The sequence below is a fragment of the Kaistella sp. PBT33-4 genome (assembly GCF_029194425.1).
Taxonomy (GTDB): domain Bacteria; phylum Bacteroidota; class Bacteroidia; order Flavobacteriales; family Weeksellaceae; genus Marnyiella.
This window is the reverse complement of record NZ_JARFYL010000005.1, coordinates 110,085-136,514: the sequence shown is the minus strand read 5'-3', so window position 1 is coordinate 136,514 and position 26,430 is coordinate 110,085. Positions and strand designations below refer to the sequence as shown.

The 26,430-nt window shown below is 43.5% G+C and carries 24 protein-coding genes; 16 read left to right on the top strand and 8 right to left on the bottom strand.

The window, feature by feature from the left end:
* Positions 1 to 291 precede the first annotated feature (291 nt).
* Together P0M11_RS11630 and P0M11_RS11625 are read left to right on the top strand one after the other, a co-directional pair.
* Positions 292 to 654 (top strand): BlaI/MecI/CopY family transcriptional regulator, encoded by a 363-nt coding sequence (locus P0M11_RS11630; RefSeq protein ID WP_275625827.1) that lies wholly within the window; start codon positions 292 to 294, stop codon positions 652 to 654.
* Positions 654 to 2,570 carry a M56 family metallopeptidase gene (locus tag P0M11_RS11625; protein ID WP_275625826.1) on the top strand — a complete coding sequence of 639 codons (1,917 nt, stop codon included), beginning with the start codon at positions 654 to 656 and terminating at the stop codon, positions 2,568 to 2,570. The genes P0M11_RS11630 and P0M11_RS11625 overlap by 1 nt, the downstream gene beginning before the upstream one ends.
* Before the next feature lie 338 nt (positions 2,571 to 2,908).
* Here P0M11_RS11625 and fsa read toward each other — a convergent pair whose 3' ends face one another.
* Complete coding sequence (gene fsa, locus P0M11_RS11620; RefSeq protein ID WP_275625825.1) at positions 2,909 to 3,562, bottom strand: fructose-6-phosphate aldolase; 654 nt, start codon at positions 3,560 to 3,562, stop codon at positions 2,909 to 2,911.
* Positions 3,563 to 4,017: 455 nt separating this feature from the next.
* Between fsa and pepE the strand changes: the two genes are divergently transcribed.
* From pepE to P0M11_RS11605, 3 genes are all read left to right on the top strand, one after another.
* Positions 4,018 to 4,710, top strand: a complete 693-nt coding sequence (gene pepE, locus P0M11_RS11615) for a dipeptidase PepE (protein WP_275625824.1) — start codon at positions 4,018 to 4,020, stop codon at positions 4,708 to 4,710.
* A gap of 189 nt (positions 4,711 to 4,899) precedes the next feature.
* Positions 4,900 to 5,154: a type II toxin-antitoxin system prevent-host-death family antitoxin gene (locus tag P0M11_RS11610; RefSeq protein ID WP_158063963.1), complete on the top strand. Its 255-nt coding sequence runs from the start codon at positions 4,900 to 4,902 to the stop codon at positions 5,152 to 5,154.
* A 1-nt stretch (position 5,155) separates the two neighbouring features.
* A complete protein-coding gene (locus tag P0M11_RS11605; protein ID WP_275625823.1) occupies positions 5,156 to 5,413 on the top strand; it encodes a Txe/YoeB family addiction module toxin in 258 nt (85 codons plus the stop codon).
* 381 nt (positions 5,414 to 5,794) lie between these two features.
* Here the strand turns inward: P0M11_RS11605 and P0M11_RS11600 are convergent, their stop codons facing one another.
* Genes P0M11_RS11600 through ppk1 form a run of 3 tightly spaced genes read right to left on the bottom strand, consistent with a single transcriptional unit; the run spans position 5,795 to position 9,233 of the window.
* Positions 5,795 to 6,208 carry a hypothetical protein gene (locus tag P0M11_RS11600; protein WP_158063965.1) on the bottom strand — a complete coding sequence of 138 codons (414 nt, stop codon included), beginning with the start codon at positions 6,206 to 6,208 and terminating at the stop codon, positions 5,795 to 5,797.
* A gap of 47 nt (positions 6,209 to 6,255) precedes the next feature.
* Positions 6,256 to 7,158 (bottom strand): exopolyphosphatase, encoded by a 903-nt coding sequence (locus tag P0M11_RS11595; RefSeq protein WP_275625822.1) that lies wholly within the window; start codon positions 7,156 to 7,158, stop codon positions 6,256 to 6,258.
* Positions 7,159 to 7,169: 11 nt separating this feature from the next.
* Positions 7,170 to 9,233, bottom strand: coding sequence for a polyphosphate kinase 1 (gene ppk1 / locus P0M11_RS11590; protein WP_275625821.1), 2,064 nt, complete (start codon positions 9,231 to 9,233; stop codon positions 7,170 to 7,172).
* Between the two features lie 173 nt (positions 9,234 to 9,406).
* Between ppk1 and P0M11_RS11585 the strand changes: the two genes are divergently transcribed.
* Both P0M11_RS11585 and P0M11_RS11580 read left to right on the top strand, forming a co-directional pair.
* Positions 9,407 to 11,401, top strand: a complete 1,995-nt coding sequence (locus P0M11_RS11585) for a S9 family peptidase (protein WP_275625820.1) — start codon at positions 9,407 to 9,409, stop codon at positions 11,399 to 11,401.
* 51 nt (positions 11,402 to 11,452) lie between these two features.
* Positions 11,453 to 12,157 carry a hypothetical protein gene (locus tag P0M11_RS11580; RefSeq protein ID WP_275625819.1) on the top strand — a complete coding sequence of 235 codons (705 nt, stop codon included), beginning with the start codon at positions 11,453 to 11,455 and terminating at the stop codon, positions 12,155 to 12,157.
* Positions 12,158 to 12,246: 89 nt separating this feature from the next.
* Here P0M11_RS11580 and P0M11_RS11575 read toward each other — a convergent pair whose 3' ends face one another.
* Positions 12,247 to 12,795 carry a hypothetical protein gene (locus tag P0M11_RS11575; protein ID WP_275625818.1) on the bottom strand — a complete coding sequence of 183 codons (549 nt, stop codon included), beginning with the start codon at positions 12,793 to 12,795 and terminating at the stop codon, positions 12,247 to 12,249.
* A 90-nt stretch (positions 12,796 to 12,885) separates the two neighbouring features.
* On the opposite strand from P0M11_RS11575, the gene P0M11_RS11570 reads away from it, so the two are divergent.
* The 6 genes from P0M11_RS11570 to P0M11_RS11545 all read left to right on the top strand — a co-directional run bounded on the left by P0M11_RS11570 (position 12,886) and on the right by P0M11_RS11545 (position 17,946).
* On the top strand, positions 12,886 to 13,374 hold the full coding sequence (locus tag P0M11_RS11570) for a DNA-deoxyinosine glycosylase (protein WP_275625817.1): 489 nt from the start codon (positions 12,886 to 12,888) through the stop codon (positions 13,372 to 13,374).
* 30 nt (positions 13,375 to 13,404) lie between these two features.
* On the top strand, positions 13,405 to 14,082 hold the full coding sequence (locus P0M11_RS11565; protein WP_275625816.1) for a hypothetical protein: 678 nt from the start codon (positions 13,405 to 13,407) through the stop codon (positions 14,080 to 14,082).
* A 102-nt stretch (positions 14,083 to 14,184) separates the two neighbouring features.
* A complete protein-coding gene (gene queA / locus P0M11_RS11560) occupies positions 14,185 to 15,234 on the top strand; it encodes a tRNA preQ1(34) S-adenosylmethionine ribosyltransferase-isomerase QueA (RefSeq protein ID WP_158063972.1) in 1,050 nt (349 codons plus the stop codon).
* An 86-nt stretch (positions 15,235 to 15,320) separates the two neighbouring features.
* Complete coding sequence (rlmN, locus tag P0M11_RS11555) at positions 15,321 to 16,355, top strand: 23S rRNA (adenine(2503)-C(2))-methyltransferase RlmN (RefSeq protein ID WP_158063973.1); 1,035 nt, start codon at positions 15,321 to 15,323, stop codon at positions 16,353 to 16,355.
* On the top strand, positions 16,355 to 17,068 hold the full coding sequence (locus P0M11_RS11550; RefSeq protein ID WP_275625815.1) for a YoaK family protein: 714 nt from the start codon (positions 16,355 to 16,357) through the stop codon (positions 17,066 to 17,068). Before rlmN ends, P0M11_RS11550 begins: the two co-directional genes overlap by 1 nt.
* Positions 17,065 to 17,946 carry a hypothetical protein gene (locus tag P0M11_RS11545; RefSeq protein WP_275625814.1) on the top strand — a complete coding sequence of 294 codons (882 nt, stop codon included), beginning with the start codon at positions 17,065 to 17,067 and terminating at the stop codon, positions 17,944 to 17,946. Before P0M11_RS11550 ends, P0M11_RS11545 begins: the two co-directional genes overlap by 4 nt.
* Before the next feature lie 18 nt (positions 17,947 to 17,964).
* Here P0M11_RS11545 and P0M11_RS11540 read toward each other — a convergent pair whose 3' ends face one another.
* The gene (locus tag P0M11_RS11540) at positions 17,965 to 19,353 is read right to left on the bottom strand and encodes a peptidoglycan DD-metalloendopeptidase family protein (RefSeq protein WP_275625813.1); all 1,389 of its coding nucleotides are present in this window, start codon (positions 19,351 to 19,353) and stop codon (positions 17,965 to 17,967) included.
* A 113-nt stretch (positions 19,354 to 19,466) separates the two neighbouring features.
* Here P0M11_RS11540 and P0M11_RS11535 point away from each other — a divergent pair, with 113 nt between their 5' ends.
* A complete protein-coding gene (locus P0M11_RS11535) occupies positions 19,467 to 20,444 on the top strand; it encodes a polyprenyl synthetase family protein (protein WP_158063977.1) in 978 nt (325 codons plus the stop codon).
* Between the two features lie 79 nt (positions 20,445 to 20,523).
* On the opposite strand, the gene P0M11_RS11530 is transcribed toward P0M11_RS11535, so the two are convergent.
* Together P0M11_RS11530 and P0M11_RS11525 are read right to left on the bottom strand one after the other, a co-directional pair.
* Positions 20,524 to 20,946, bottom strand: a complete 423-nt coding sequence (locus P0M11_RS11530; protein ID WP_275625812.1) for a hypothetical protein — start codon at positions 20,944 to 20,946, stop codon at positions 20,524 to 20,526.
* 54 nt (positions 20,947 to 21,000) lie between these two features.
* The gene (locus P0M11_RS11525; RefSeq protein ID WP_275625811.1) at positions 21,001 to 22,671 is read right to left on the bottom strand and encodes a C1 family peptidase; all 1,671 of its coding nucleotides are present in this window, start codon (positions 22,669 to 22,671) and stop codon (positions 21,001 to 21,003) included.
* A 551-nt stretch (positions 22,672 to 23,222) separates the two neighbouring features.
* On the opposite strand from P0M11_RS11525, the gene P0M11_RS11520 reads away from it, so the two are divergent.
* Together P0M11_RS11520 and P0M11_RS11515 are read left to right on the top strand one after the other, a co-directional pair.
* The gene (locus P0M11_RS11520; protein ID WP_275625810.1) at positions 23,223 to 25,652 is read left to right on the top strand and encodes a thiamine pyrophosphate-dependent enzyme; all 2,430 of its coding nucleotides are present in this window, start codon (positions 23,223 to 23,225) and stop codon (positions 25,650 to 25,652) included.
* A gap of 113 nt (positions 25,653 to 25,765) precedes the next feature.
* On the top strand, positions 25,766 to 26,407 hold the full coding sequence (locus P0M11_RS11515) for a DUF305 domain-containing protein (protein WP_275625809.1): 642 nt from the start codon (positions 25,766 to 25,768) through the stop codon (positions 26,405 to 26,407).
* The last annotated feature ends 23 nt before the right edge of the window (positions 26,408 to 26,430 follow it).

The following is a 26,430-nucleotide window of genomic DNA, read 5'->3' as shown; positions in this document are numbered from 1 at the left end:
ATTTAAGCATGGTCATTACGTCTTTTACAACCTGAAGATGTAATAATTCTGTGCAGATCTGTGTGATCAGTGCGCAAAATCTCTCGCAGATTTCACAGATTTTTTAAACCCGCAGAGTTCTGGATTACGCTGGGCTTATTATTTTGCGTAGATTCGTCATCTGACGGTCTCTAAGAATCCCTCAATGCTTTTACCAAAGCTTCGTTCACTTAAAATATTTTTATTTAACTATAAAAATAGTTGTACATAAAGAATATTCGTATACATTTGTATCACTATATAAATCGTTATATGAAATACCAACTTACTAAAGCCGAAGAGCAAACAATGCATTACCTCTGGAAAATTGGTGAGGGCTTTCTCAAGGATATTCTTGATCAGTATCCCAAACCCAAGCCACATTCCAATACCGTATCAACTATTTTAAAGGTTCTGAAAGACAAGTCCTTTGTAGACTATAAAGTCTTAGGCAGGCAGCATAAATACTTTCCGCTGGTGTCCAAGGAGCAGTACAGCGGGAAATCTATAAAAAGTTTCGTAAAGAACTATTTTCAGGGATCTTACACAAATGCAGTTTCTTTTTTGGTGGAAAAAAACGAGATCACTGTTGAAGATTTGGAAATGCTCCTGAATGAACTGAAACAAAACGACTGATGGAAACTGTATTGATTTACATTGGCAAGATGATCCTGTGCTCGGCAGTACTGTTCGGCTACTATCATCTGGCCCTTAAAGACCGTACTTTTCACCATTACAACCGCTTCTATCTGCTGGCTGCTGTACTGGTAAGTCTCCTGCTTCCACTTCTTAAAATCTCCTATTTCACTCTGGAGGTGAATAGCAATATCTACTTATTGCTGAGCAGCTTGCATTATTCCGAAAGCTCAGTGTCCAAAGGGAATGACACGATTTATTTCAGCATCAGTTTGCTCGCAGCCGGCGCAGTTGGCGTTTTTCTACTGAGTAAATTAGCAGTTGGAATTTTTAAAATCAGGAGTTTCAGGCGCAGATTTCCTAAGGAGGAACTTCGGGGAATTTCATTTTATTATACCGATCTGGAAGACGCCCCATTTTCATTTTTTAAATCACTTTTCTGGAAGAACAGCATCATGCTGAATTCAGATCTGGGAAAGCAAATCCTTAAGCATGAAATGGTGCATATAGAGCAGAAACACAGCAGTGACAAACTTTTTATGGAACTACTCTGTTCCGTTCTGTGGTTTAATCCGGTCTTCTGGCTGATTAAAAAGGAACTCTATCTTATTCACGAATACCTGGCAGATAATAAGGCGGTAAAAAATCTGGATACAAAAGCCTTTGTAAAGATGCTGTTGGCGAGCCATTTTTCGGGCTATGCCATTCCAGCAACCAATCCCTTCCTAAATTCTAACCTTAAAAAACGATTAAAAATGTTACAGAAACCCAAAACTAAGTTCGGATATCTACACAGAATTTTAGCATTGCCGCTGGTATTTACAATGGCTTTTGCCTATGCTGTCAATACAAAAAACATCGAGATTTCCGAACTCAATGCAGACATCCAGAAGATTATTAATGAGCGGGAAACTGCAATAAAAATTGAAACATCTGATGAGTCGGAAGAAAATTCATCAGCACAATTCGTAACTTCTGTTCCCGGGATTAAGACAGATACCGTTAAAAAAAATGAAAAACACAGCGATGCAGTAACTTCATATGATCCAATGGCTTTAAACCTGTTTCGCGCGACGGACGAGAATCTGTTCGTAGTTAATGGAAAAGAAGTTCTTCGCGAAGATTTTATAAAATTTTATCTCACTAACCGAAATGATAAAAAGTATTCTTTTGGATCTACCAACCAGACCTTTTCTAAAATATTTGAATCTGGAAAGACTGCAGCGTTTACGGTTTTTAAGGAAGGTGCAGAGGAAGAAAGGAAAAATACTTTGGCTATCATTGGGAGGTACTTTAACATGCCAAAGGAAGATATTAAACTCAATGCTGTGCCGAAGTCAACTCCTTCTGGTATAAAACGGAATAACGGTGAATTAAAGAATTTTTTCGAGAAAGCTGAAAAAGAAAGAAACCAACAGGCGCAAAATACAGCAAGAAAAAAGGCAGAGATGGACGCCAGGATTATGGAGATCGTGCAGAATTCAAAGTACAAAGACAACTACTTTCCCGGTAGAAATTATAATCTTCAGCCGTTGACAGCGGAAGAAACAGCAGATCTTAAAGAAGAGGCTTCTAAAATTGAAAAGATTGTGAGTGAATCTGCCGGTTCTTCCAGTTTTTTTATGAACTTTTTCCGCACCAATGCGCTGAGCAACTACACATTTAACCTGAATGGTGAACTCTTAAATGAAGATAAAATTAACAGGAGAGATATTGTATTACCGCTTAATTCGGACCATACCACATTTTATATGGACGGCAAAAAGGTACCACGTGACAAAGTGATGAAGAGAACCGACAGTGCTGCAGATGCAGAGACCTTTCTGAACGACACAAATATCAAGGAAATTAAACAGGAATACGTAACTGACGGTATACGAAAATATCTTTACCGCTTTGAACTTATTACAAAATAACAATATATCCCGGGACACTTCCGGGATTTTATGATTTAAATACGGTCATTACGTTCTTTTTTTTCAGCCTGCAGATGTAATTATTCTGTGCAGATCTGTGTAATCTGTGCGCGGAAATTTCACACTAATTTAAAAGATTTTCACAGAATTTTTTAAAGCCCGCAGATTTGGGGGAGTACGCAGATTTAATTTTATCTGTGCAAATCTGTGTAATCTGTGCGCGGAAATATCTCACTGATCTCACAGATTTTATCTTCGATGATTTTTGAAATCTGCGCGCTGATATATAAAAATCCCGAAACGTTACGTTCCGGGATTTCTGGTTTCTTAGTCAGGCTTTACGCCATTTTCTTACTGTCTTCCACAAACTGCGCCAGACCTTTGTCCGTAAGCGGGTGACTCAGCAAACTCAGGATGGGTGCCAGAGGCGATGTAATCACATCGGCGCCAATCTTCGCGCAGTTTATAATGTGCATGGAGTGTCGTATAGAGGCGGCCAGAATCTGGGTTTCGTAGCCGTAATTGTCGTAGATGGTGCGTATTTCGTCTATCAGCGCCAAGCCATCGGTCGAAATATCGTCCAGTCTTCCCAGGAAAGGCGAAACGTACGTCGCACCGGCCTTAGCAGCCAGCAGCGCCTGTCCGGAAGAGAATATCAGCGTGCAGTTGGTCTTGATACCTTTGTCGGAGAAATATTTCAGCGCACGCACACCGTCCTTAATCATTGGGATCTTCACCACGATGTTGGGGTGTATGGCCGCCAGCTCGTCGCCCTCCTTTATCATTTCTTCATACGTCGTGCTCAGGACCTCGGCAGAAATGTCGCCGTCTACAATATCGCAAATCGTGCGGTAGTGCTGCATAATGGCATTGGTTCCGGCAATACCTTCCTTGGCCATCAGGGTAGGATTGGTGGTTACCCCGTCCAGGATTCCAAGGTTTTGGGCTTCGCGAATCTGGTCCAGGTTGGCTGTGTCAATAAAAAATTTCATTACTTTAAATTTGATTTCGGCAAAGATAATCCAATTTATCAGGAGCAACAAGATTGGGATTTCTGTGGACTGACCGTCCGGCTTTCCGCTGCAATCTTTTCCCGTCTCCAGGGCCTGGCATAAAAGGATTTCCGCTGTAATCCGGGCTGGGAGTGGGTGCCGTAATTCTTTCCACGCTGCGGGGTGCACCAGCCAAAATAATTTCGGTAAATTTGCGGGAGTAGCTGTCGGCAGTAAGCTATAAACTATAAGCTATATGCTGTAAGCAGTAAGCCATAAGCCTGGCTCCATAAGAATAAGACATCAACCTAGATTGAAAACCAAGATCCCAAACCTACAAACCCTCAAATACTCAACCTCCAGTCACCAGTCACCAACCACCAGTCACCAGTCACCAACCACCAGTCATCAACCACCAGTCACCAATCACCAATCACCAGCAAACCACTCACCAAATGAACATCCTCCTTGCCTCAACCTCTACGCTTTACGGCGGCAATTACCTGGAATACATCAAAACCGAAATAGAACAGCTCTTTCAGGGAATCGATGAGATTCTCTTCATTCCTTTTGCGCGCCCGGGCGGGATCTCGCACGAAGACTATACCGCCAAAGCTGCTGAATTCTTCGCCAAACTGAACATAAAAGTCCGCGGACTCCACGAGTTTGAAAATAAAGCTGAAGCCATCAACCGGGCCAAGGGCTATTTTACCGGCGGCGGCAACACCTTTCTTTTGGTTAAGACTCTGCATGAAGAAAACCTGATGCATTTCCTGAAGGAGAATGTAAAAGGCGGCAAACCTTATCTGGGTTCCAGCGCCGGCAGTAATATCGGCGGCATCAACATGAAAACCACCAATGATATGCCCATTGTTTACCCGCCCAGCTTCAGCTGTATGGGACTGGTACCGTTCAATATAAATCCGCACTTTCTGGATCCAAGCCCGGACCTTAAGCACAATGGCGAAACCCGTGAAACCCGCATCCTGGAGTTCCTGACCCAAAATGACCTGAAAGTCGTAGGGCTGCGCGAGGGCAACTGGATTCGGCGCATTGGCGACCGCATCACCACCGAGGGCAGCGAACAGACCCGCATTTTCGAACAGGGCCGGGAGCCATACGAAGTGGAGCCGGGCAGTTTGCTTTAAGATGGTTCGCATTTCGCTTAATCATCTGTACTGCAATAATAAACCGCACTGTCCGCTGATAAAGGCAATTGAAAGAACTTTACCCGTGCTTTCTCTGCCATTAACTTCAGGAAAGCTATAGCAGAATGAGTTTTAAATGTCAATTCTTCTAATGAGAAATTGTACGTATATTTGTACAAATTTAAATATATGCTCATTGCCAGTGTTTCAGATTTCCGGAAAGACATAAAGTCTTATTTGGACAGAGTTGCGAAAAATTTCGAGACCCTAATTATTAACCGCGGTAAAGATTCTGCAATAGTTGTCATGTCACTGGATGAATATAATTCCCTGATGGCAACTAATTATGAACTGTCTTCGCGGAGAAATGAATTGAGGTTAGATGCTGCCATTGAAAAGCTAAAAAGTGGAAACTCCTTTTCCAAAGATTTGACCGAAGAATAGTATGAAATATATATTTGTCGATGAATCCTGGGAGGATTATTTATATTGGCAGAAGACGGACATAAAGAAATTAAAGCGCATCAATGATTTACTGAAGGACATTTCCCGAAATCCTTTTGAAGGTATCGGTAAACCCGAATCTCTAAAACATAAGTATTCCGGATTTTGGTCTCGCAGAATTGATGAGGAGCACAGACTGATATATAAGTATCAGGAAGATGAGATTTTAATTGCTAAATGTAGATTTCATTACGACTGAATAATTGCAAACTGCCTGCGATTCCTGCGGAATGACAGACGGAGTGCTTCTCTTTCCGGTATGGCATATATGTAATAACCCTGTGTGCCCTTTGTGTAAGGCTTTGTGCTCTTTGTGGTTAAGATGCATGAAGAAAGAACAAAGATGTCACTCTTCATACATAGACGCCCAACTCTATTTGTCCTTGGTGTAAAAATTTTTGTGCTCTTTGTGGTTAAGAGATACTTGAAGAAAGAACAAAGAGCAAAGAAAAAAGATAATTTAGGCTGCCAGTCTAGGATTCCCGAACTTTCAAAATCAAACTGCCAGAGATTCCTGCGGAATGACACAACCCACTGTAAAATTCGGCCTCCTGAAAACGCAAAAATCCCTACTACTATCTTACTCCGAAACTTTGGGTAACGCCTTTGCCGGCGCACGGCCCGCTTCCAAAATAGGTAGGTTAGTTTCGGTGGGGATGTAGATCACCGTTTTATCGTTCAGATTGTTCTGCTGCCTTACCCACAGGTACTGTATGTATTTTTCAGACAGTGCACCGTTCTCAATTTTGATTGCCGCAGCTGCTCCTTTGGCACGTTCCACCTCCGCCATAGCATTAAGTTTTTCAGCTTCAAGGTTAGCTTTGGCTTCTTCAATCTTGATCCGCCGGTTCTGCTCAGCTTTAGCAAATTCGGCTTTACCCTCCATTTCCTGCGACCAAACCCGATAGGTGGGGTACCCGTACAGCATGACTCCCAGAAAGATCAGTCCGAGGACAGCAATAACTATTATTCCGGTAAATGTTAGATTTTTCATATTTAATGATTAAATGTTTACTTAATTAGGTAAATTAATGGGTTCTCTTAGCGCTTCTGTTCCTTGCCTTCAGCCTGGATACGGTTATAGATACTGTGTATCAATCCGTCGGCCACCGAAATCTTAGGCACAAAAATCTTTGAGATTTCCGACCACTGCATAATATGGTTAAAGATTTCCAGAGCCGGAACAATCACGTCGGCACGGTCTTCACGCATCCCGAACTTCGTCATCCGTTCTGCAACTGTGAGTTCACTCAGCTCTTTATAATATTTCCTGAGGTAGGAGGTGCTCATGGGCTTCCCATCCTTAGTCTTACTCATGGAAAATATCTTGTTAATGTTGCCGCCTGAACCGATAGCCACTACCGGATCTTTTGAGTTGATGTTTCTGCGGATTTCCTCTTTCATTTCCTTCCAGTGGTCATCAGTAACCAGCCCATTCAGCAAACGTATGGTACCTATATTGAAGGAATTTTTATACCTCATCTTGCCTTTTTCGTAAAAGGTAAGTTCAGTAGAGCCTCCACCCACATCAATATACAGATAGGCCGAATCTTCCGCAAGACCTTCTGCTACATGGTTTTCGTATACCAGGGCGGCTTCTTCATCCCCACTGATAATTTCGATGTCAATCCCGGAATCCTCCCGCACCGCAGCTATGATCTGCCGGCCGTTTTTGGCATCGCGCATGGCACTGGTGGCGCAGGCGCGGTAATGTTCTACCTTATAAATCTTCATCAGGTCGCCGAAGACCCTCATGCTGTCCACCACCATCTTTTCGCGCTCCGGACCTATTACGCCTTTGGCAAATACGTCCATTCCCAAACGGAGTGGGATGCGCAGCAGGTTCAGTTTGGTAAATTCTGCATGGCCGGCAGAATTTTCGTGCACTTCGTTTATCAGCAGGCGTGCGGCGTTACTGCCAATATCTATTGCGGCTATTCTCATCGTTTTTTTTCTTAAATTTTATTTCCTTTCTGCTTCAGGTAGCGGTATATTTCAAGCTGAGAACGGATTTCGGCTCCTTCTTTCTTTACATATTCATTCCGCAGGTTCTTGTCCAGAATACGGGCTTTCACATTATCGCTAAGCTGAATATCCAAAAGGTCTTTAATTTCTTTTTTCAGGTTTTTTTGGGTAATCTTTACGGCGGCTTCAATTCGGTAATCCAGATTCCGCGTCATCCAGTCGGCAGAGGATATATAGGTGTCCTCGGCGCCTTTGTTGTAAAAATACATGACCCGGGCATGTTCCAGATACTCATCCACAATACTTATCGCCTGGATTTTCTTTTTAAAGTCTTTCTGATTTACGGCGCAGTAAATTCCGCGTATAATGAGCCTCACAGTGACACCTGCTCTGGCTGCATCATAAAGTTTCTGTATCAGTCCCCGGTCACTGAGCGAATTGGATTTAATGACCATTTCGGCTTTGCGCCCTGCTTTGGCTTCCTCAATTTCCCGGTCTATATGCTCCTCAATTTTTTCACGCATAAATACTGGGCACAGCAGGAGTTTTTTGCAGGTTTGGAGCGCCGGCAGGTAATCTTCTTTTGGTTTACGCAATACATTAAATACTTTGTTCATGTCGGCCATAACCGCACGGTCTGAAGTCATCAGCAAATGATCACCATAAATCCTGGCTGTTTTTTCGTTAAAGTTACCCGTACTTATAAATCCGTACTGCAATGTTTTGCCCTGATACCTTTTCTTGATGATGCACAGTTTCGCATGCACTTTCCTGTCAGGGATGCCTAACAGCACGTTTACCCCTTCCTGTTCCAGCAGTTCCTTCCACTTCAGGTTGGATTCTTCATCAAACCTGGCCCGCAACTCAAGCATTACGGTTACCTCCTTTCCGTTTCGGACCGCGTTAATTAGAGCATTAATGATCTTTGAGCTGCTGGCCAGCCGGTAGGCCGTAATCTGTATGGATTTTACATGCGGATCCATTGCGGACTCACGCAGAAGGTCGATTACCGGCGTATAACTGTGATAGGGAAAGGTGAGCAGCACGTCGGTATTTAGGATAACATCCGTAACACGGCTGTCCTTCAGCTCAGGGTGATCAAAGGAGGTTCTTTCTTCGGGCTTCCTATAGGCAGCAAACACATCCGGGAAATCCATGAAATGCTTGAAATTATGAATTTTGCCTCCGGGAATGATGCTGTCCTTTTTGGTGAGATTCAGTTTTCTGATCAAAAATTCAAGGAGCGCCTTATCCATATTCCGGTCGAAACTGAAGCGCGTAGGTTTTCCTTTCCGCCGTGCCTTTATTCCCTTCTCAATCTTTTCTGCCAGGGTCGTGCGGATATCATTGTCCAGGTCAAATTCTGCATCCTTGGTTACCTTAAAACAATGCGCCTCAAAATCATCATAGCCGAAATAGGAGAAAATATGCGGCAGGTTGAAGGTAATAACATCCTCCAGCAGCATTACGTTTTTCTCCTCATCACCCGGCAAAAGAACAAACCGGCCCAACACGCGGGAAGGAACCTCAATCATCGCGAATTTACATTCATACTGCCATTCCTTCCGCCTCATGGCGATGCCCAGATAAAGCGATTTGTCGCGCATATAGGGCATAGGCGTGTTTTCGTGAAGCAACAGTGGGATTACATTACTCTCCACAACCTCATCAAAATATTCCCGGACAAACTTTTCCTGTACGGGCGTCAGTTTATTGGGTGTCCGTATAAATACCTTCTGTTCCTCCATTTCAGCCTGGATTTTCTTCCAGGTTTTGTCGAAAGCCAGCTGCTGCTGGATGACAATTTCATTTATTTTCTGAAGAATTTTGCTGGGAGGCTGGTAGAAGGATTCGGTGATGAATTTTTGCTTAAAATCCATTGCCCGTTTAAGTCCGGCTACGCGAACCCGGAAAAACTCATCAAGATTGTTTGAAAATATGCCGATAAACCGGATACGCAGATGCAGGGGCACCTGTGGATCCATCGCTTCCTGAAGGACCCGCTCATTAAAGGCAAGCCACGTGATGTCTCTCGGATTAAACTGGTTGGCCATTCTTTAATATTCTGTTTTTCCAAAAATAACAAAATCTGCTCATTGACCCCTATTAAATTGCCGCCAATACTCAGTGGTTTTTCATTTTTGCAGCAATACAGTTCTCTGTGATACAGACTAAATTTTAAATTCGGGATTTAATTAATAAATTTACCCTTTTTCAAACCAGAAATATGAAACTGAAACATACCGTGCTGGCTTTAGCCGCCCCTTTTCTTATGAATGCGCAGCAAGTAATGACTCCGGAGATTTTGTGGACGCTTAACAAAATAGGTGTAACTGCCGTCTCTCCAGACCATTCGTCGCTGATTTACAGTGTTGGAAAAACCGATCTGAAGACCGAAAAAAACAATAAAACCAATTATTTCCTCAACATCAGTAACCGTGCGGCTACCGCGGTGGATTTAGGTAAGAAAAGCCTTATACAGTGGGATAAGAACGGTCTTTACGCGCAGAAGGGTGATAAGATTTACCTGTCCAGAGACGCCGGCAAAACTTGGGCTGATTTTTATACGCTTGCCAATGCCGACAATGTTGTGATTTCACCGGACGGAAAGAAAATAGCTTTCAGCCGTGAAGTTTTGGTGGAAAAAGTACTTGGAAAAGACAAATATTCTGATGTTCCTAAAACTACAGCTCATATCTACACTGACCTTAATCACCGTCACTGGGATTACTTCAGCGAGGGCAGGTACAATCATGTATTTGTGGCAGATGTTTCCCAAAGTCAGGATCAGGCGAAGGATTTGCTGGAAGGCAAGCCCTGGGATTCTCCGCAGCGCCCGTTTGGGGGTGCTGAAGATTTTATATGGAGCCCGGACTCATCTCAGCTGCTTTATGTAACCAAACCTTTAAGCGGTGCTGAATATGCTCAGTCTACAAATACAGATATTTTTGCGTACGATCTGGCTACGGGAGTAACAAGAAACCTGACTGATGGCAATAAAGGATATGATGTGGCTCCTAAGTTTTCGCCCGACGGCAAATCACTTTCCTGGCTTTCCATGGCAAGGGACGGCTACGAGGCAGACAAGAATAACATTAAGGTAATGGACTGGAAGAGTGGAAAGACATCCAATCTTACCCAGGCCTGGGATGAGAGTGTAGTGGGCGAGGTCTTCTGGTCTAAAGATTCCAGGACCATCTATTTTACCACTGCTTACCGCGGTACACGGCAATTATTTTCGCTGAATCCGAAGACCTCCCAAATTCAGCAAATTACCAAAGGTAACCACGATGTAAACAGTATCTACGCACAGAGTAAAAATTCCCTATTGGTTTCCAAAGTGGACATTAATCACAATGCTGATCTTTTTTCTGTTGACCTGAAATCGGGTGCTATGGAACAGGTAACTGATGTCAATAAGGAAAATTATGCTGAGATTACGCCGGGCAAGTCGGAGCTACATATGGTTAAAACAACCGATGGCAAAGACATGGGAGTATGGATACACTACCCGCCGAATTTTGACGCTAATAAAAAATACCCTACACTGCTGTACTGTCAGGGTGGACCGCAGTCTGCACTTACTCAGTATTTCAGCACACGCTGGAATTTCGCCCTCATGGCGGCTAACGGCTATATAGTGGTGGCTCCTAACCGCCGCGGGATGCCCGGATGGGGAACGCAGTGGAACGAACAGATTTCCAAAGACTGGGGTGGGCAGGTAATGCAGGACTATCTGGCGGCTACCGACTATGCCAACAGTTTGCCTTATGTTGATGAAAACCGTGTGGGCGCAGTTGGTGCCAGTTACGGAGGTTACAGTGTATTTATGCTGGCCGGAATGCATCAGGACCGTTTCAAGACTTTCATTGCACACGACGGTCTGTTTGATATGAAATCCTGGTACGGCACAACCGAGGAACTTTTCTTTGCCAACTGGGATCTGGGAAAACCTACCGACAAACCTTTGCCGAAGGCTTATACCGACTTCAATCCCTCTAACTTCGTGGACAGGTGGAACAGGCCAATTATGATCATTCAGGGAGGTTTGGATTACCGTGTAGGATATGAACAGGGACAGCAGGCATTCCAAGCTGCAAAGCTCCACGGCCTGAAAAGCAAATTCGTATACTTCCCCAATGAAAACCACTGGGTGCTGAACCCTCATAATGCATTGGTGTGGCAGCGGGAATTCTTTGAATGGCTGAAGGAAACACTTTAATGGGCAATAGCGCCTTCATTTATAGTTGATCAGCAAACTACAAATATAATAATGACAGGAATTATCAAAAGATCACTAATTGCAGCGGGAGTTTTTGGTTCGGTCGCCATTTTCGCACAGCAATACACATTTGATTATCTGATTACCACCGAACAAAATCATCTGAACAGCGAAACCTATCAGGTGTACCGGGATTCAAATTTCACGCTTAAATTTCGGGAAAGACCGGTAAACTCTAAAAATCCGGACATACAATTTATGTTCGACAGAATTCAGGGTAACCAACTGACAGCCATAATTCAGGATGGACCGCGCAAACTAAGACACTATTTCAAGGTTATAATGGAGCCGCTTTATTTGCATACTGGATTTCGCCTGGAGTATATGCGCACGGAACGCTACAAAGAGAAATACCGTCCCCAAGCAGGGTTCACCATCGAGGCAGAAAAGCCAATGGTTTATGATGTAAAGATGGATCTGACTTCAACCAAAAGATATCACTTAACCCTTAAACTGACGGAAAGTGAAGATGACTTGCTGAATCTTTTCATTATCGACGGAGCCCCGCATGTGGAACCGCATATCGTTACCCAATTGCGTGCAAAGCTTGATCCTGCAAAGAAATATATGGTGAGTGAGTATGTCATACGTTATATGCCAGGATCTACCTTTCACAAATTTAACAAGGCAAAGAGAATCAACTTCACGGTGACTTTACCCAAAACTAAAAGAGTAAAAAAACTCATGGGAATGTAATTTCTGTTGTGTCAAAACAAAAATAGGTCGCTGCCGCAACTTCAGAAACGGCCTTTGTTAATATACCCTACCTGTTCAATTCTTCAATACTACAGCTGAACCTTAGCTTTAAAACTGGAGTTCATGGTAAGGGTAATAAAATCCATAGTGGGTGCACTGGCCATCATCTCAACGATCAGAGAGTTTTGGGTTGTCTGAAAGTAGGGTAGCAGTTCCTGATCCACTACTGTAAATGTGATAACATCCGGGTTCGTATTGTTATAAGCAGTAGCAATCAGTACATCCGGCTGGTTGGGTGCTCTGAGATAGATTCTTGCATTTTTGATGGCATCCAGCTTTGCACCCGCCTGTGAACTTACATAGAGCATCTCCAGCGTGTTCATCTTTACCGATTTAATATTGTTGATGGACTGGCTTGGTGAAATTTCCTTTATTTTCTGGTCCAGATCAATATTCATGTCAATGGGTGGGGTAGTGGTGTAGTTGGTACTGCTTACCGCGGCAAAAGGAACAGTAACTGTTGCCGAAAAGGGCGCATCAAACGGAGGGATGGCATCCAGAACGGAATTGATAATGTCCCGGCAGCTGGACAAAAGGAACATACTCAATACTGTAAGGACCAGGGTTAACTTTTTCATATTTCTTATTTTTCTTATTTTTCTTATTTTTATTTATACATTTTTTATTCCAACCAATTTCCTGAAATTCAAATTTCTTACATAGCGCTAATGACCATCCGAATATCTTCATTTCCACCCGTTGTTTCACCAACTTCAGAGATACTGATCCTGGGTTCTGTACCCGGAGTCCGTTCGCTGACTGCGCAGGAATATTATGCGCATCCTCAAAACCATTTCTGGAAAATTGTCTTTCATTTATTCGGCGGCGAATTTACGTTAAATTATGCGCAAAAGATTGATTTTTTGACAGATAATAAAATTGCGCTGTGGGACGTGATCGAAACCTGCGAACGGAAAGGCAGCCTTGATACACAGATCCGAAATGAGGAAAGTAATAATATCCCCGCATTGTTAAATGAGTTTCCTAATATTAAAGCGGTGTTCTGCAATGGTCAGAAAGCGCACAAAAACCTTTTAAAGATGGTGGGCAAAGATTATGATCTTCCTATCTTTGTACTTCCCTCCACAAGTCCATTGCATACCATTGGCTTCGAAAAAAAGTTGGAAGCCTGGGCCCTTATCAAGAAATATGTTTAATTTTTCATTTAAAACTTTACTATCCTGCTCGTGAGAAAATTAGTCATTAGCTCCCTTGTTTGGCTGTCCGCATTTTTTCAGGCACAGCAAATTTCCTTTGATCTTCTTCAGGAAGTGAGCACGGAACACAGCATAGGCCGCAACCTGGAGTCTTCACAATCCCTTTGGCTGGTAAATTCCCAATCAGGTAATTTTGTTAAGCTGCAAAGAAACGGTTACAAATATTTAGCTTCAATACATGATCCTGCAACAGGTTTGCTCCACTACTTCAATGTGTACAGCAAAGAAAATTCTCTTGTACCGGTATACGCCAACTCTTACCGGTATGAATCCTCTGCACGTACGCACGCAGAGGCCAAAAACAATGTTCTAAAGACAGCAGTTGTTTCGGAAACAGCACCGCTGGAATATGAAATAAAGGTTTTCCGTAAAGAAAGAGACAGGAAGCCTGAGTATATTTTCAGGATAAAACTTGATAAAGCATTGTATACCAATTTGGCCACATCTGTAGACAATCCCAAGGTAACAGCTGCCGTAGAGCAGTCACTAATTGATAAACTGGCGGGTTTGCCCTGCTGCTACCGAATCATAAGTTATGAAGGCACCCAACCCAAAGGTGACTATTCTACAAAATCCCGGATCGTTAAGGAGACTCCAGTCAGTATATTTTTCATAATACCCCAAGTTCCAAAAATAGACAATTTGTAAGCTCAAGCAGCTGGCTTACAGTCCTTTGCTCTTTTATTTGACTTTCGGTATTTTACGCCGTATCTTTGCGGATTAAATTTTTAAATAAAATCCGTAAATTTTATGAAGACATCAGACTTTAATTTCCACCTGCCGGAAGAACTTCTGGCTGAACATCCTGCAGAACACCGTGACGAAGCCAAACTTATGGTTCTTAACCGTAAGGACCAGACTATTGAGCACAAACTGTTTAAGGATGTGGTGGATTATTTTGATGAAAAAGATCTGTTCATCTTTAACAATACTAAAGTTTTCCCGGCCCGGCTGTATGGTAATAAGGAAAAAACAGGAGCAAAGATTGAGGTTTTCCTGCTTAGGGAACTTGATAAGGAAACACGTGTTTGGGACGTTCTTGTGGATCCGGCGAGAAAGATAAGAATAGGTAACAAACTTTTCTTTACTGAAGATGAAGCTTTGGTGGCTGAAGTTATTGACAATACAACCTCCAGAGGCAGAACCCTTAGGTTTTTATATGACGGTTCTTACGAAGAATTCCGCGCTAAACTGAAAGAACTTGGTGAAACTCCCCTTCCAAAATACATTAAAAGGGAAGTGCAGCCCGAAGACGCTGAGCGTTACCAAACAATTTATGCAAAGCATGAAGGTGCTGTAGCTGCGCCGACAGCAGGTCTGCACTTTTCTAAACATCTGATGAAAAGACTGGAAATCAAGGGTATTGATTTTGCCGAAGTAACTCTGCATGTGGGACTCGGAACTTTTAACCCGATTGAGGTGGAGGATTTAAGCAAGCACAAAATGGAATCTGAGGAGGCCATCATTGACCAGCTTAATGCAGATATCATCAACAAAGCAGTAGAAGAGGGCAGAAGGGTTTGCGCCGTAGGTACCACCACAATGCGTGCACTGGAAACTTCTGTTTCCTCAAACAAAAGGATCGGGCCTTATCAGGGGTGGACCAATAAATTCATCTTTCCACCGCACGAGTTTGGAGTTGCTAATGCCATGATTACCAATTTCCACACACCGAAATCTACATTACTGATGATGATTGCAGCCTTTGCAGGTAAGGATTTCCTGATGCATGCTTATGAGGAAGCCATTAAGAATGAATATAAATTCTACTCCTACGGAGATGCAATGCTCATATTATAAGAGCATTTAAGATACCTATTAAATTTTGGATTAAATGCAGAGCACCGTTTTTAATCCAAAATTTATAATTTAAAATCTAAAATCAATTGAAGGACATCCGCACCCTATCCCTGGAAGAACTGCAAAACTATTTCGTCAGCCTTGGCGAAAAACCTTTCCGTGCAAAACAGGTTTATGACTGGCTGTGGAGCAAGAACCTCCATTCCATTGATGAGATGACCAATCTGTCCCGGGATCTCCGCGACAGGATTGCACAGGAATATACAATTAACCCTGTTTCTGTAGATCTTCTTCAGAAATCTAAAGACGGAACCATTAAGAATGGCGTGAAACTTCACGACGGTCTGTTGGTGGAATCGGTACTGATTCCTACCGAAAGCCGGACTACGGCCTGTGTATCTTCACAGGTTGGTTGTTCACTGAACTGTGAGTTCTGTGCCACAGCACGTCTGAAACGGATGCGTAATCTTGACGTGGCTGAGATAGTGGACCAAGTTGCGCTTATAGACCAGCAAAGTAAGACCTACTTCGGAAGACCTCTTTCCAATATCGTTTTTATGGGCATGGGCGAACCCATGATGAACTATAAAAACGTAGTGGAAGCCATCAGGAAGATCACCGAGCCTGAGGGAATGGGAATGTCGCCGCGGCGTATTACTGTTTCAACTTCCGGAATTCCTAAAATGATCAGGATGCTGGCCGATGAAGACCTCAGGGTAAAACTGGCCCTGTCACTTCATTCCGCCATTGAAGAAAAGCGGAACGAAATCATGCCCTTTTCTGATAAGTTCCCCCTGACTGACATTATGGAAGCGCTTCAGTACTGGTACAGTAAGACAGGCAATACAGTTACATATGAATATTGCGTCTGGAAAGGAATCAACGATAAGGACGAGGATATTAAGGCGCTCATCCGCTACTGTAAGCAAGTACCCTCCAAAGTGAATCTAATTCAATACAATCCAATAGGCGACGGGAAATACGACCAGTGTAACAAGGATGCCGAAGACAATTATGTACGTCAGCTGGAGAAAGCAGGAATTACCGTGCTCATCCGCAGAAGCCGTGGTGGAGATATTGATGCCGCCTGTGGGCAATTGGCCAATAAATCCAGTGAGTAATGTTTATTCACCGCGGTAGAGCCAGAACCGAAAGTCATAATCTTGGTATTGCCTCGCTGCTTGGTTTTGTAGCCGGACTGGTGAATGTTACTGGTTTTTTAGCGGTAAAAAAACTCACCACCAATGTAACAGGTCACTTTGCTTTTTTTGTTGATGAAGCTTTTCAACAGAATCTGTTGCAGGCCTTCCATACCGGACTTTATATTTTCTTTTTTTTTGCCGGTGCTTTTTTCTCCAGTATGCTGGTAGAGTTCTACACCCGCCGGCGCGAAAATGTTATTTATGTTGTGCCTGCGCTCACTGAGGCTGTAATTCTGGGAATTATTGCTCTCACCGGCACTCAGCTGATGAAGGAAAACCCGGATTTTATTGCCTATGCTTTACTTTTCGCTATGGGACTGCAGAATGCACTGGTTACGCGCATTTCCAACGCGGTGGTGAGAACCACGCATCTTACAGGGCTTTTCACCGATATGGGAATTGAGTTTGCGCAGCTGTTTTTCTACAAAGGAAAGTTAAGGCGTTGGAAATTGTGGAAGTCCATCCGTTTGCGGCTCACCATTATATGGATGTTCTTTGCCGGTGGTGTGTGCGGTGGATTACTGTACGGTTCCCTGGGCATTAAGACGCTGCTGCTGGGAAGTTTTTTACTTTTGGCAGGTCTTCTTTTTGACTTTATCAAAATAAGGTTGCTCTTAAATACATTACGATGATCAGAGGACTTATACTCGTTTTACTGCTCGTTTTACAACCGTTGTATGCCCAAAAGCTGAATTTTCTTGGTTTGAATAAATACCGGATTTCAAAACTTCCGCATCAGCTGAACGAAAATTCAGGGCTCACAATTTTAAATGGGAAACTGTATACAGTTAATGACGGCGGCAATTCAGCTGAACTGTTCGCGCTGAATTCGGATTCAGGAGCGATTGAGAATAGAGTTCTCACTACGCTGAAGAACACTGACTGGGAAGCTGTTGGAGGCGACTCCACGTCTTTTTATATAGGTGATTTTGGCAATAATGCAGGATCCAGAGAAGATTTATCAATATATAACCTGCCATTTGACAGAACGTCACCGTCAGACTCGGTGAAAACGATTCACTTTTTTTATCCTGAACAAACCGATTTCCGTTCCCGGCTTCACCGCCATAACTATGATGCGGAAGCCATGATCTTCCATAACAGTCAGCTGCATATTTTTACCAAGGAGTGGATTTCACAATCAACTACCCATTACACAGTGGATCCTGCGATTTCGGGAAGTCAGACGGCAAAAAAAGTGGCCCGTTATGATATTGGATTTCTGGTGACCGATGCCGCTTATTTTGATAAAAAGCTCTATCTGGTCGGGTACACAAAAAAGGGTGAAGTGTTCATGAGTACTTTCACTGAATCCGGACCCGGATATTTTTTTGCTGAAGAACCTCAGAAATATTATCTGGGAACAGCGTTTTCATTAGGTCAGGTGGAAGGAATTGAGGTTAATGAAAGCGGAGTATATTTCTCCGCAGAAGCATTCCGGACTCCCTTCGGAACTGTAAAGCCAAGTCTTTTCTTTGTGCCTCATGAAAAGATAAAGGCCGGAAAATAGATCCGGCCTTCGTGGGTTTTAATAATTAAGAATCTTAAAGCTTTGCTCATAAATGTCTGAGGTCATTCTAGCAATATAGTTTCCTGTCGGGGCATGAAAAGGGAGTTTATTTATACCTTTTCTTAAATGTACCTTTCCGGATGTAACCAGCTTGCCCTCCATTGAGTATATTTCCAAAGTGAATTCCTGGTTGGATTTTCCATTATATTCAATCAGCAGTTCCTGATCCCTCACGGGACTAACAATTTTTATTTGAGAACCCTCTGGTACCTCTTCTGCGGTATTCAGAACGCCATAGCTGAAGGTATGTAATTGCGTGGATCCGCCTGCGGTAATCTGCGCCTTCCAGTTTCCCGTCTGGTTAAATGTGGCCGGAATAAAATTCCAGTACCAGTAGGACGCAGTATAAAACTGCGGCATATTAAAGGATTGGTTATAGGCAACTGAGTTATCAGGCCTGAGCAGCTGGATGTTTACAGGCGAACCAGCTGTAATATCTGAAAGAAATGTGTATATATAGACTCCTTCTCCCGCGTTAAACTGGTTTTTGAAAAAAGTGCTTTCCTGAACTCCACATCCGTTATTTAAAACAACTTCACCGCTGTGACTGGACACAGCGTTAATTTTTGGGTTGTTGTAATTTTTCTGTAACTGCCACCAGGATTGTGTAGCCGAGGGCCAGGTATTACAGGTACCCTGATAGGGATCAACTAATTGGTTGCTGCTGTTATATACTTCAAAATGAAGATGCGGACCTGTAGAATTGCCGGAACTTCCCACAATTCCAAGATATTCGCCGGCATTAACACTCTGTCCCACACTTTTGGATGTAAGTGAATTGTTCTTAAGGTGTCCGTACCAGGCCACGCTGCCATCACTGTGCTGAACATAAACTGCATTCCAGTTGCTGCTGTTGAAGGCGCAGTTCCTGTCGTAGAAACCGTTGCTTTTTGCGATGATGGTTCCTGCTGCAGCCGCAATAACCTCTGCCTGATTATTGTCCATCTGATACCAGCCGAAAGGCCAGGTGAAAATATCGATACCGGCATGGTTATACCCGCCGGAAGTGTCATACGTACGAGTTCCGCAATTATAATCCTGAAGCTGGTTCGGGTATCCCGCATTGTGATCCACATAATTGGATATGCTCCATACTTCATTATAGCTGGCGGAAGCACTTTTCTTTACTGGCCAGGTGAAAAGGGGTGTAACAAGAGTGTTCTTAGATGTTAACTTGCCTTCCATTCTCAGTTTTTGCTGATTGGCCTTGATCATTTTTTGAATTGAGGCTCGCGCTTCTTCAGACAGGCATTCCGTGTTTTGGAACTTGAATTCGCCGCCACCGGTTTGGGCAGCTGCGAACTGCAGAACTGTAATCATTCCTAAGGTTAAAATTTTTGTTTTCATATCTGTGTTTTCAGTAGATCAAATGTACAAATTTGCCGCATGTATATTAATTGTTTAATAATTGAATTATATTTGCTGTAAAGCAAAATCTGTAATCCACAAACCGGAAGAAATTGGCCAATATTGTAGAAGAAATTAAGAGACCCATTGCAGATGAAATGAAACTTTTTGAGAAAAAGTTCTATGAATCCATGCAAAGCAATGTTCCCCTGCTCGATAAAGTGACCCGTTTTATCGTTACTACCAAAGGCAAGCAAATGAGGCCCATGTTTGTTTTCCTGTGTGCACGTCTCGTAGGCTCTGTGAATGAGAAAACCTTCCGTGGGGCCTCTATGATTGAACTGATACACACGGCTACTCTGGTTCATGATGATGTTGTAGATGAGAGTTTCAAACGCCGTAACTTCTTTTCAATCAATGCACTGTGGAAGAATAAGATCGCCGTTCTTGTTGGCGACTATCTGCTTTCCAAATCCGTATTACTTTCAACCGACCATAAAGATTTTGACCTTTTGTCAGTAATTGCCAGAACCATCCGCGAAATGAGTGAGGGCGAACTGCTGCAGTTGGAAAAAGCCCGTAAACTGGATATTACCGAAGAGGTGTATTATGAAATCATTAGGCAGAAAACCGCGACTCTAATTGCAGCCTGTTGCGAAATTGGTGTCCTTTCCAATGATGCAGATGAGCAACTTGCCCGCAAGATGATGGAATTTGGCACCTATACAGGTATGGCCTTTCAAATTAAGGACGATCTTTTCGACTATCTATCTTCCAACTTCATCGGTAAACCGGTTGGAATTGATATTAAAGAGCAGAAAATGACACTTCCCTTAATTCATACGCTGAAAACGGCTTCAGATGCGGACCGGAAATATTTCTTCAACACTATAAAGCGTTATAACAACGACAAAAAAAGAGTTAAGGAACTTATTGAGTTTGTAAAAAACTCCGGAGGTCTGGATTATGCAATGAAGGTGATGAAGGACTATCAGCTAAAAGCGAAACTTATTCTTGATGAATTTCCGGATTCAGAAGCGAAGCAGTCTCTGCATCTGATGCTGGACTATGTAATTGAGCGGAAATTTTAGCAGAATTAAGGCTTACCTCCCACATCGTAATTCTCACGTCCGTTGAATTTTACCTCCGCGACTGCGGTTTTAGTGTAATTTACTCAATCAAAATTAAATATTTCCCTACTGTAGTTTTGCGGTCTTCCGGTGCACCAATTGGCAGTTCAAAAAATTTGAGCTGCACTTCACCTTTTTTTACAGCAGTTATCTGATAGTATGCTGGCATCGGGTCTCCGGGTTTGGCATCTGCAGGGATCTGTTCTGCTTTAAGTTCGTGCCTTTCCACTTTCAGTATTTCTTCGGGCTCCATTTCAAAGTGCAGACGGACAGGAACGGCACCCCGACTGGGAACCAGCAAATCAGCAGATTCTCCTGTTTTTAGTTTGATAATGTTTTGACTCATTGTTCTTCTATCTGTTTGTTCCACTTCAGCAGCTTTTGAGTTTCTGTCTTTCATTTTGTTGGACTGCATACAGTTTATGCAGGTAACAAAACTCAACATAATAAAAATGAATTTCATAATTGAGGTTTTTAAGCAGGAAACCGCTGAATAACGGTCTCCTGCAAAAAGTCATTAGTCGTACCACTTGTGATGCATAGCCGAATCCATGCCGCTTACGAAGCAGTCCAAACGGTTGGCCGCCCAGGAACTAACTCCAACACCACTGGAAAGTTTTCCCCCCAGGTCTTCCTCACCGCTCCAGCTGGAACCGTTCCACCATCGGTGCATCATCCGGTATGACCTGCCGGGATAAAAGACATCGATCCGGTTTTTACCCCAGGAAACAGCACCGGGACTGTCGAACAGTTCGCCGCCCATATTTTCCCAGTTGCTCCAGCCGTTATCAAACCAGCGGTGCCAAAGTTTGTTGTCTGTCCCGCGTGCAAAGATGTCCAGACGACCGCTTGCCCACGAACATACCGTAGGTGCTGAAGTCAGCACACCGCCTAAACTTTCCCAGCCGTGCCAACTGCCGTCCCACCACAGGTGCCACAATGCGGAATCGGTTCCTCGCGCGAAAATATCAATGCGGTTGGGACCCCAGCTTACCGCGGCCGGTTCGCTTGATAACTGCCCTCCAAGGGCTTCCCAGTTACTCCATCCGCCCTGATACCATTTATGATGTAGCTGATAATTAGTGCCTACCGCAAATATATCAAGTCGGCCACTCGCCCAGGAACTTATGGCCGGAGCGCCGTGAATAAGGCCTCCCAGACTTTCCCAGCCCAGCCAGGCCGAGCCGTTCCACCATCTGTGATGCACGGCACTGTCCAGACCTCGGGCCACCACATCTATACGGTTGGCACCCCAAGATACCGCATTTGGTTTGCTGGTGATTTTTCCACCCAAACTTTCATAGCCTTTCCAGCCTTTTTTCTGCGGCAGCTTTACTCCTGTACAGCCCATTTTAGCAAAGTCATCGATTTTACATTGTCCGTAGGCAATCTTGAAGAAGCCGGCTTCACCGAAATTATTGGCACCCCACGAATTCTTGCAGATCCAGCACTGTGCACTGTCATCATAGCCAATGACCTGTATACAGTGCAGACCTTCCAAAACACCTGATACTTTACGGTATACACCGGAACTGTAGCTGAAGAAATCGGTATATACTTCCATGATGGCGGCCAGCGGACCTGTATTGGCTAAATACTGTTTGGCTGCCGCTACTGTAGATACGGTATGTATATTTGTTATTTTCACAGCTCTGGAATTGCGGTCTGTGCAGGATTTGCAGGAGGGTGTTCCGTTCCAGATATCGTTACCGGAGAATGCTGCTGTGTAGGGGTTGCATGCCTCATCGCATACACCGCGGCTCTTAATCTGATTGAAACACTGGTCGTGCCACCAGCCACCACAGGAAGCTCCGTGAGATGAGCAGAAGTGTGAATCAGCCTCCGAAAGGTCCAGAAGCTGGCCGTGTTCTATGGAGGCCATCGATTCGGTGACGGCAACACAGCAAAAGGATACACAGCTACCGCAGCCGCCCTGTTGTTTAACCGAAGTTATATGATTACCGTTTCTGTTGCGCCAATCTACTTTAGTGGGAAGTCCGGCGATGGGAGCAGCTGCAGAGACCGACGCAGTGGCAGTCGGCATTTTAAAACCAGCCGGCAGTTCTACGCCAAGCAAGGCTTTTCTTTTTAGATCAGGCAGTCTTGAAACTTCGGTTTCCATTGCGGTCCACGTCGCATTTTTTGCAATAAGATCATCTCTTAATTTTGCATAAGTAAGTTTTGCCATAGCTATTAATTTTTATTGCGCTTACTCTTTAAATGGGATTTTCAGCTTACTCCCGGAACAGGAAATACATGTTTTAAAGCTTAGGATTTTAAGTACAACACTCTTGGAGAGCAAAAATATTTTACGTAACATAAAGTTATGTAAAAAGAATTTTATAATAAGCATATTATTTCAAGAAATAATTCACTTGATGTCTCGCAATTAATCAAAGCGTTTGGCTGATGTCAAGGCATTAGAAGAATCTTCCCGCTAAATGTCTGAAGGACTTGAAATCCGGACAGGTGCGGTCAGTATGCTGTATATTTCTTTGGAGATAACTGAAACTGTTTATCCTAATGGGTTGTACCAAATGCGGACTGTCATTATTTTTGAAAATACTGAGTTTCAACGGCAGTATTTATGACCTAAGTCAGTGATAAATGCATAAACGATAGTGAAAATTTGAAAGTAGTGCGGATACTGTAACGCATTGCATTCTGTTTAAAATTATCCGCTTTTTTCTGCTGATTTGTAATTTGTAAAAATTATTATCTTTGTCCAAATTCATATTTATGGAAACCACCTACATAGAAACACAGCAAATCTCCTTTCAGGACTTTAAGAAGTCTGTTATTGAAGACTATAAACTGGGACGTATCTCCCGGGAAATGTCCTATCTGGGCAGACGTGAAGTTCTTACAGGCAAAGCAAAATTCGGAATTTTCGGCGACGGAAAAGAATTGCCGCAGTTAGCAATGGCTAAAGTTTTCAGGAATGGTGATTTCCGCTCCGGTTACTATAGAGACCAGACTTTTGCAATGGCAATTGATGCCGTTACGGTCGAAAGTTTTTTTGCTCAGTTGTACGCAGATACCAGCATAGAACGTGAACCGGCGTCAGCAGGCCGCCAGATGAACGGTCACTACGCTACAAGGAGTTTAAATGAAGACGGCTCCTGGAAGAACCTGATGGAACAGAAAAATATCTCTTCAGATATTTCTCCTACAGCAGGACAGATGCCCAGATTACTTGGTCTTGCGCTGGCTTCCAAAGTATATAAATCAGTGAAATTTGACGGTTCCGAAAAATTTTCAAATGAGGGTAAGGAAGTGGCATTCGGTACCATTGGTGATGCTTCTACTGCTGAGGGGCATTTCTGGGAAGCACTGAATGCTGCCTGCGCACTGCAGGTACCAATGATTGTCTCTATCTGGGATGATGGTTACGGAATTTCCGTACCTACGCAGAACCAGCGTGCTAAGGCAGATATCGCCGAGATGCTTTCCGGCTTCCAGAGAAAAGAAGGCGAGAATCAGGGTTGCGAAATTATTCAGGTTAAAGCCTGGGATTATCCTTCACTCTTGGATGCTTATGCAAGAGCTGAGCACTTTGCCAGGACCGAAAGTGTGCCGGTAGTGGTTCATGTGATTGAGGTTACGCAACCTCAGGGTCACTCTACGTCAGGGTCGCACGAAAGATATAAGAACGAGGAAAGACTGAAGTGGGAAGGCGAATTTGATGGTTTAAGCAAGTTCCGCGAGTGGATTCTGGACTATTCGATTGATATTGAAGGTAATGAAGAACAGCTTGCCACCGCTGAGGAACTGGACCGCATTGATGAAGAAGCTAAGAAGTTTGTAAAGGAGGGGCAGAAGAGGGCCTGGGAAAACTACCAGAAGCCTATTCTTGACCTTAAGAGCAGTGTTCTCCCTCTGGTTGAAGCTCTTCAGAAAAAGCATGCTGATATCGAGTCCGAGCTTTCAAAATTCGGTAAAATTATTGCGGTTGCGAAAAAAGATATATTTCATTTGGTCCGTAAAGCTCTGTTCTTAAGCCGCGGCACCGATTCTGCAGAACGACAGGCACTTGAGGCGAAGTACAACGAAGTATTTGCCGTGGAGAAGGATAATTACTCCTCTCACCTTTATTCGCAGTCCCAGTGGAAAGCTACCAATGTTCAGGAAGTGCCACCGGTTATTACTGAAAACTCCGAAACAGTAGACGGGCGTGTGGTAGTTAGAAATAACTTTGACAAAATCTTTGAAAAATATCCGGAAACACTTGTTTTTGGTGAAGATGCAGGGAATATTGGTGACGTGAATCAGGGTCTGGAAGGTCTTCAGGAAAAGTACGGTGAACTTAGGGTCGCAGATACCGGAATCCGTGAAGCGACCATCCTGGGTCAGGGTATTGGTCTTGCAATGCGCGGACTCAGACCTATTGCCGAGATTCAGTACCTGGATTATATTCTCTACTGTCTTCAGGGTATGAGCGACGATCTGGCTACCGTCCAGTACAGAACACGCGGGGGACAAAAGGCGCCGGTAATCATACGTACGCGTGGCCACAGGCTGGAAGGTGTTTGGCATTCAGGATCGCCAATGGCAGGTATCATCAACCTTTCCAAAGGTATTTTGGTACTTGTGCCGCGTAACCTTACCAAAGCGGCAGGATTCTACAACACAATGCTGCAGAGTGACGAGCCTGCAGTAATCGTGGAATGTCTGAACGGTTACCGCCTGAAGGAAAAACAGCCGGAAAACCTTGGTGAATTTACTGTACCCGTGGGTAAAATAGAAGTGACCAAAGAAGGTTCAGATGTGACTTTGGTAACCTACGGATCTACCTGGAGACTCGTAATGGAAGCTGCTGAGGAACTGGAAAAAGTGGGTATTTCTGCAGAGGTGATAGACGTTCAGTCGCTTATTCCGTTTGATTTAAGTCATGAGATCGCTGACAGTGTTAAGAAAACCAACCGTTTGGTGGTGATAGATGAGGATGTGGAAGGCGGAACTTCGGCCTTTATTATGCAGCAGGTAATGGAGAAGCAGAAAGCCTTCAGATATCTGGATGCGGATCCGCTGACCATCTGTGCGGAAAATCACAGACCGGCCTATGCAAGTGACGGAGATTATTTCAGCAAGCCAAGTGTGGACGATATGGTTGAGAAAATTTACAGCATGTTCCACGAAAGCAATCCGGCTAAATTTCCGGGACTTTAATAATTACTATTGAGCAACTTTAAGGGCGGACATTTTTTGTCCGCTCTTTTTTTGATTTTTTGTACTTTCGGTTAAAATTTTTTGAATTAACTAACCTTTACAATCATCAAAATATGAAAAAAATTATTTTAACCCTGGCCGTATTGCTTTTAATACAGTCCTGCTCCGAAAACCAAAAGAAAACCGAAAACGAAACTGTAAAAGCAACAGAGCAGACACAGGCTCCCGTCTCAGGTGAAAATCAAACTGCACAGCCTAATGAAATTCTGAAGGAAATGCAGGAAATGATGGATGAGATGCATTCAAAAACATTTTCCGGAAATAATGATGAGGACTATGCTGAAATGATGTCGGATCATCATGATGCAGCCGTGGAAATGTCCGAAATACTAATCCGCACCGGCAAAGATGAAGAACTGAAAAACTTTGCCAGGAATGTGATAAAAACGCAGGAAAAAGAAATAAAAATGATGGACAGGTTCGATAATCTGACGGAACGTTCAGCAAACAGTGCAGAGTTCCAGAAGGAACTGAAAGCAACAATGGCGCCTATGATGAATTCTTCGGTACCCGTACACAATGACGTGGACAGGGATTATGCGGAACAGATGATTCCACATCACCAGAGTGCCGTGGAGATGGCAAAGGTGTATAAGAAATTTGGCAAGCAGCCGGAACTTCTTAAGCTCTCCGATGATATTATCGCAACGCAGCAAAAGGAAATTGAATTTCTTAAGCAATGGCTTTCTAAATGAAACGTTAAACATTAATTTTTTTG